This is a genomic window from Williamsia sp. (assembly GCF_016462415.1).
Classification (GTDB): Bacteria; Actinomycetota; Actinomycetes; order Mycobacteriales; family Mycobacteriaceae; genus Williamsia_A.
The window spans coordinates 77,343-83,990 of sequence record NZ_JAEMTF010000009.1 but is presented as its reverse complement, the minus strand read 5'-3'; the positions used below and the strand labels follow the sequence as shown (position 1 = coordinate 83,990).

General features: G+C 68.7%; 5 protein-coding genes and 1 pseudogene. 2 read left to right on the top strand and 4 right to left on the bottom strand.

Going from position 1 to position 6,648, the window contains the following annotated elements; genetic code table 11:
* From JHC79_RS04130 to JHC79_RS04120, 3 genes and pseudogenes are all read right to left on the bottom strand, one after another.
* Nucleotides 1–278, bottom strand: a pseudogene (locus JHC79_RS04130) (deoxyribodipyrimidine photolyase); the annotation flags it as partial.
* A gap of 2 nt (nt 279–280) precedes the next feature.
* Complete coding sequence (locus JHC79_RS04125; RefSeq protein ID WP_296388627.1) at nt 281–796, bottom strand: GNAT family N-acetyltransferase; 516 nt, start codon at nt 794–796, stop codon at nt 281–283.
* A 3-nt stretch (nt 797–799) separates the two neighbouring features.
* The gene (locus tag JHC79_RS04120) at nt 800–1,804 is read right to left on the bottom strand and encodes an aldo/keto reductase family protein (protein ID WP_296388626.1); all 1,005 of its coding nucleotides are present in this window, start codon (nt 1,802–1,804) and stop codon (nt 800–802) included.
* 168 nt (nt 1,805–1,972) lie between these two features.
* Between JHC79_RS04120 and JHC79_RS04115 the strand changes: the two genes are divergently transcribed.
* Together JHC79_RS04115 and JHC79_RS04110 are read left to right on the top strand one after the other, a co-directional pair.
* Entirely contained in the window at nt 1,973–2,704 is a 732-nt protein-coding gene (locus JHC79_RS04115) for a DUF1542 domain-containing protein (protein WP_296388623.1), read from the top strand.
* 117 nt (nt 2,705–2,821) lie between these two features.
* Nucleotides 2,822–3,076 carry a WhiB family transcriptional regulator gene (locus JHC79_RS04110; protein WP_296388620.1) on the top strand — a complete coding sequence of 85 codons (255 nt, stop codon included), beginning with the start codon at nt 2,822–2,824 and terminating at the stop codon, nt 3,074–3,076.
* 7 nt (nt 3,077–3,083) lie between these two features.
* Here the strand turns inward: JHC79_RS04110 and JHC79_RS04105 are convergent, their stop codons facing one another.
* A complete protein-coding gene (locus tag JHC79_RS04105; protein WP_366782245.1) occupies nt 3,084–6,479 on the bottom strand; it encodes a DEAD/DEAH box helicase in 3,396 nt (1,131 codons plus the stop codon).
* Nucleotides 6,480–6,648 lie beyond the last annotated feature (169 nt).

The window sequence follows — 6,648 nt, the reverse complement described above, 5'->3', positions numbered from 1 at the left end:
GTCCGCAACGGCAGCAAACCGTGGCGGATGTAGGGCGACATCCGGCTCGCGCCGCGTCGATCGACCGGCAACACGGTGCTGCGATCGCGGGCGTACCCGGTGATGTCGAGTCCGGCCAGCGCGGTGTCGGCGGCGACCTGTCCGCCGGTGAATCCGCCTGCGGCGATGTCGGTGGGGTCCTCGCGCGCGAGGTCGCCGAGGTGCTCGGCGACCCAGGCGATCGATGCGCGGTGGTCCGATCCGAGCGTCGGCGCGGGAGGTGTGGGCAGAAGGGGCATGTCTATCCCGTGGTCAGTGGCAGGTGCATCACGTGCAGGCCCACCCGACCGTGCCGGGCGCTGTCGAAGGCGCCCGGCACGGTTCCGATGATGTCGAAACCGAGGCTCTGCCACAGCGCGACGGCTGCGGTGTTCGTCTCGACAACGGCATTGAACTGTATGGCCGCGAACGCTTCTTGCCGATGCCAGTCGATCACGTACTCGCCGAGCAACCGCCCGACGCCCAGTCCGCGCGCGTCGGGCGAGACCATGAAGCTCGCCGTCCCGACATGCGCGCCGCGCGCGGGCCGGTTCGGCCCCATCGTCGCCGTGCCGAGCACGCGCTCTCCGTCGACCGCGACGACGACGTGCGACCTCGGGCCGCCGAGCCACACCGCGCGGGACTCGTCGCTCGACCACTCGGGGTCGAACGCGTAGGTCTCCCCGTCGGCGACGATGTCGGCGAAGAACGGCCAGATCAGCGGCCAGTCGGTGTCGGTGAACGGGCGGATCGTCACCGACGCGCGTCCTGCGGTCACGGTCTAGACGATGCGCTTCTCGGGGCTCTTGGTGAGCGAGGCGTCGCGAATGATGCTGCTGCCCAACGCCTCGTCGATCTTCTTCAGCACGTCGGCGTCGAGGGTGACCTCGGAGGCCTTGACGTTCTCGGTGATCTGCTCGGGGCGGGACGCACCGACGAGCGCCGCGGCGATGTTGTCGTTGGCCAGCACCCACGCGATCGCGAGCTGCGACATCTTGATGCCCAGATCGTCGGCGATGGGCTGCAGCTTCGCCACGTTGGTGAGGACCTCGTCGTCGAGGTAACGCTTGATCATCTCGTCGCCGCCCTTGTCGTCGGTGGCGCGCGACCCGGCCGGCGGGGCCTCGCCCGGCTTGTACTTGCCGGTGAGCACGCCCTGGGCGATCGGCGACCACACGATCTGCGAGATTCCGAGCTCCTTCGAGGTCGGGACGACCTTCTCCTCGATGACACGCCAGAGCGCGGAGTACTGCGGCTGGTTGGAGATGATCGAGAAGCCTGCGTCGCGGGCGAGGATCTGGCCCTCCTGCAGCTGCTCGGCGGTCCACTCCGACACCCCGATGTAGAGCGCCTTGCCCGAGCGGACGACGTCGGCGAACGCCTGGATCGTCTCCTCCAGCGGGGTCTCGTGGTCGTAGCGGTGCGCCTGGTAGAGGTCGACGTAGTCGGTGCCGAGTCGCTTGAGCGAGGCGTTGATGCCCTCGCTGATGTGCTTGCGCGACAGGCCGGTGTCGTTGGGGCCGAGCTTGCCGACCGGGAAGTAGACCTTGGTGAAGATCTCCAGACCCTCGCGGCGCTCGCCCGACAGCGCCTTGCCGAGCACGGTCTCGGCGGCACCGTTGGCGTAGACGTCTGCGGTGTCGAAGGTGGTGATGCCGGCCTCGAGGGCTGCGTGCACGCACTTCTCGGCGATGTCGTTCTCCACCTGCGACCCGTGGGTCAGCCAGTTGCCGTACGTGATCTCCGAGATCTTCAGACCGCTGTTGCCGAGGTACCTGTAAGCCATGTGGTGCGTGCCTTCCGTTCGCTGCATTCGTGCGGGAGCGCTCGAGCGCTTCCCCTCCCTCGACTGTAGGCGCGCAGCCGACGGGGTCGCCGAAGCGCGGGATGACCGTCGCCACGGACGCGGGCACAATGGGAACCGACCGCACCCGACGAGCGACCAGGAGTCACCATGGCGCTGCTCATCATCGTTCTCGTGCTGATCGTGGGCGCCGCGGCGTTCATGGCGATGCGGCGAAGCGCCGGAATCCGTCCTGGCCAGAACGGCGCGGTCGCCGATGCCCGGGCCGACGCGCAGAGCTGGGTCGAGCGGCTCGGCGGACAGATCACCATGCTGGTCCCCGGCGACAGCATGCCCGCGCAGCAGGCACTCGCCGACGCCTCCGAGCGCCACACCGCAGCGGTCTCGCAGATCACGCAGGCAACGTCGGTGGCGCAGTTCGGCTTCGCCAAACGCACTGCGGTGGAGGGTCTGTACTACATCCGCGGGGCCCGGACCGCGCTCGGCATCGACCCCGGCCCGGACCTCCCCTCCTTCGCCGAACAGCAGCCCATGGGCACCGGCGATCAGGTGCGGGTCGACAACCAGACGTGGACGAAGTCGTCGCAGCCCGACCGCAACAACCCGTACTACTTCGCCGGCGGTTCGGTGAACGGCAATTACGCTCCCGCCGGTTGGTACAGCCAGCCCTGGTGGAAGACGGTGGCGGTCGCGGGCATCGCCGGACTCGGCGGCATGGTCCTGATGGACGGCCTCATGGGTGGCTTCAACGACTATGGCAACGGGTACGGCGATGACATGGGCGGGGACTACAGCGCCGGCGGATTCGACGACAACGATCTCGGGAACAACGACCTCGGCGACAACGATTTCGGTGGCGGCGACATGGGCGGGTTCTTCTGACGCACGCTCGGCGGTAGTACGTTTGGCCGACATGGCCTCGTACCTTTGACCGATCTTTGCCTCGCATGTGGCGGAAACCCTTGACCTCAAGCGTGGTTCACATTGGACTATGACGTCATGAACCCGACACTCCGTGCGACGGCGAATCGTCTCCCCTGTCTGTCGGCGAACGCGGACTGGTGGTTCGACGAACGTCCGCGTGCCCTCCAACGGGCGCAATCACTGTGCCGGACGTGCCCGGTCACCGACCAGTGCCTGGCCGGGGCGCTCGAGCGACGCGAACCCCACGGGGTGTGGGGTGGCGAGATCTTCTCCAACGGCCGGGTGGTGGGTCGCAAGCGCGCACGCGGTCGGCCTCCGGCCAACGCCTGACCTCGCGTCACTCCAGGAGGGCTCGGATGTCCGCTGCCGCGATCGCGCTACCGAACTCATCCCCCTCGTCGATGACCGCGCTGAACAGCTCACGCTTGCGCTCCTGCAGGGCAACGACTTTCTCCTCGATGGTGTCCGCCGACACCAGACGGTAGACGGTGACCGGCCGGGTCTGACCGATACGGTGCGCGCGGTCGACCGCCTGGGCCTCGGCCGCGGGGTTCCACCACGGGTCGCAGATGAAGCAGTAATCGGCCTCGGTGAGGTTGAGTCCGAAGCCACCCGCCTTGAGACTGATCAGGAAGACCTGGGTCGCGCCCGCCCCGAAACTCGCGACCTCCGCGGCGCGGGCCTGCGACGTCATCGATCCGTCGAGGTAGCTGTAGGCGATGCCCGCCGCGTCCAGCTCGGCCCGGACGATCGCGAGGAACCCGGTGAACTGGCTGAACACCAGCGAGCTGTGGCCCTCGGCGATGAGTTCCGGCAGCTGTTCGAGCAGGAAGTCCACCTTGGCCGAGGCGATGTCGCGCATCGACTCGTCGACCAGACCGGCGTGCAGGCTCATCTGCCGCAACATCGTCAACGATCGGAAGATCGCGAACCGGTTCTTCTCCCAGTCGCCGAGCAGGCCGAGGACCTTCTGGCGTTCCCGGGCGAGGCGGGTGTCGTAGGCCCGCCGGTGCTTCGGCGACAGCTGCACCGCGAGCACCTGCTCCTGCTTGCCGGGCAGATCCGCGGCGACCTGCTCCTTCTTGCGGCGCAGCATCATGGGTTTGATGCGCCGGCGCAGCACAGCGAGCCGCTCGGGGTGGTGTCCGCTCTCGATGGGTTTGCGGAACCAGTCGGTGAACGGCTGCGGTCGGGGGAACAGGCCCGGTGCCGTGATCGACAGCAGCGACCAGAGCTCCATGAGGTTGTTCTCCATCGGGGTACCGGTGATCGCGAGCTTGAACGGCGCCCGCAGACGACGCGCGCACTGGTGGCCCTTGGAGTTGTGGTTCTTGACGAACTGCGCCTCGTCGAAGATGACTCCGGCCCAGTCGATCTCGTCGTAGGCGTCGATGTCGATACGCATCAATGCGTACGACGTGACGACGATGTCCGCGTGGGCGACGGAGTGCGCCAGCGGGATGCGGCTGCGTGATTGGGTCGCGGTGATGGCGACAGCGGTGAGATCCGGGACGAACTTCAGGCATTCGGTGACCCAGTTGCCGACGACGCTGGTCGGTGCGACGACCAGGAACTTGCCCTCGGACCCGCTCTCGACGATGCGGGCGATGACGGCGAGCGTCTGCACGGTCTTGCCCAGACCCATGTCGTCGGCGAGGATGCCGCCGAGTCCGTTGTCCCAGAGAAAGCTCAGCCAGTCCAGGCCCTCCTGCTGATATCCGCGCAGCGTTGCCTGCAGCATGTCGGGCGGGGTGACGCGGTGTTGCGGGCGTGCCGAACTCAGTCGCGCCATCCGGTCTCGCCAGGCCTGCGTCTGCTCGTCCACCACGCCGAGCGAGAGCAGTTCCTCCCACAGGGTGACGTTGCCGGACGCGGCGCGGACCCGACCGGATTCGATCTCGCCGAGCGAGCGCCCCTCGGCCATCAGCTCACCGATACGACTCAGCTCCGGGGAGTCGAGCGGGAAGTACACCCCGGACGGGAGGAGCATGTGCGTCGCGCCGTCGGCGAGCTCGGTGAACACGTCGGCGATGGGCACGCGGTGGTCGTCGACGTTCACGGTGACGCGCAGATCGAACCAGTCGTTCGGCGATCCCCCGTCCTCGAGGTCGGTCGCGTCGTCCTCGGACAGCGAGAACCCCACCAGTGGATCACTGTGTGCCGCGGCGAAGTTCGCGGCACCGGCACCGACGGCCACGATCAGTTCCGGATGGGCGACGACGAGATCGGGGAGCAGCTCGACACACAGGCGCGCGGTCTCCAGCGCGGTGAGGCACACACCGGAGAGCAGCGTCCGCGCCGAGCTGGTGACGGCCGCATCGGCGACGGACCTCGCGGCCAGGATCCGACCGACCTCGTCGGCCAGCGACATGTCGAACCCGTGGCGCATCCGTGCCCGGACGTGATCGCAGGCCTGACTCGTCCAGGTGCCCGCCGACGCGGCGATGGATCGCAGCGCCGGGGCAAGGGCGTCCCAGAGCGCGATCTCGGCTGCGGCACGTCGGAACCCCACCGCGGTCATCGGCACGGCCGGGTCGAAGTCGTGGCCCTGGTCGTTGACGAGATACCGCACGCTCCACCATGCGTGTCCGACGCCGGTGTCGTCGATGTCGATGGTGAGTACGGCGCGCGGACCGTCGATGTCGGGCGGGGTGAACGACCCCTGCGCCACGCGCACCGGTATCGCCGCGGTGAGGCGCGGCAGGAACTCGTCGGCGAAACGCCCGACCGAGTGCGCCGGGACGGCGAGTCCGCCGCCGGTACCGAACAGCTGGGCGAGCGCGCGGCCGGGTCGGGGCTCGAACGGCGCCAGTGTCAGGACTCGACCGGTGGTGCGAAGGGCACCATGGGGATTCGGTGATCCGACCAGGTGGGTGGCGTCGGGGTCCCAGTACTCGTCGTCGACCTCGAGCGTGACGGCGAGGTGGGCGTCGCCGTCGGTGCCGTCCTGGCCGATGTCGAGTCGGAGGGTCGCGGCGCGGGCGATGGCGATCTCGTCGGCGGACGTCGACGGGTGCGCGATCAGGGCGACGCCGGCGGTCCGTGCGTCGGAGAGCAACCGCCAGATGGTGGGTGGTGCAGTCGACAGGGCGAGCTCGTCGGACTGGGCATAGGGGTGCGCACGGCGGAACTCGAGTGAGATCTCGCGAAGCGCGGCGTACTGATCGGCGTCGTGTTCGGCGGACTGCGTGGTGAACTCGAGGTGCCGCCACGTCAGGCCCGACCGGATCCACATCCCGCGTTTGCCGAGCGTGAGCGGCCGCAGGGTCATCCACTCGCCGGACTGATGTCGCGACGGCGCCCGGGTGAGGGCGAACTGCAGGGCGATCGGCAGACCCGCGGTCGGTGTGGGTGCCGATTCGGCGATGACGTCGGCGAGTACCGACTCCCAGGGTTCGACCGACACCCACGGGTCGGTCGGGACGACGTGCAACCGGGGTGGCGCCGCGATCAGCACGAGGGCAGCGGCGTGTTTACAGAACTCGCCCACCGGGCACGTGCAGGAGGTCCAGTCGATCTCCCACCCCGCCGCGCCGTCCGTGAACTCCACCCGCACCGCGTACGGGCGCGTCCCGTTGCCCCGGCAGGTCCCGGTCAGCACCCGACCGCTCGTGTCGTACTCCGAGCGCACCACCATGCCCCGGTTGGCGTACACCCGGGCACGCGCCAGGGTGCCGCTGTCGAAGAACCTGCCCAGGTTGTCCGGGCGGATCTCGGGGGTCGGTGGGGGCACAGGGGCGACAGTAGCGACGCGGACCGACTGCGGCTCGGGTCGGCGACGTGGTGGGCCGCATTGTCCACAGATGCGGTCGCATCCCCTGGCCGCCCACGATCACCGGCACGTTCAGCACGTCGTTTCGGCCCGCTCGGCGGGTTATTACGGCCCGCTCGGCGGGTTATTA

Coding starts and splice junctions, on each gene's coding strand:
- JHC79_RS04120 (WP_296388626.1), bottom strand. CDS start 1,804: ATGGCTTACAGGTACCTCGGCAACAGCGGTCTGAAGATCTCGGAGATC.
- JHC79_RS04115 (WP_296388623.1), top strand. CDS start 1,973: ATGGCGCTGCTCATCATCGTTCTCGTGCTGATCGTGGGCGCCGCGGCG.
- JHC79_RS04110 (WP_296388620.1), top strand. CDS start 2,822: ATGAACCCGACACTCCGTGCGACGGCGAATCGTCTCCCCTGTCTGTCG.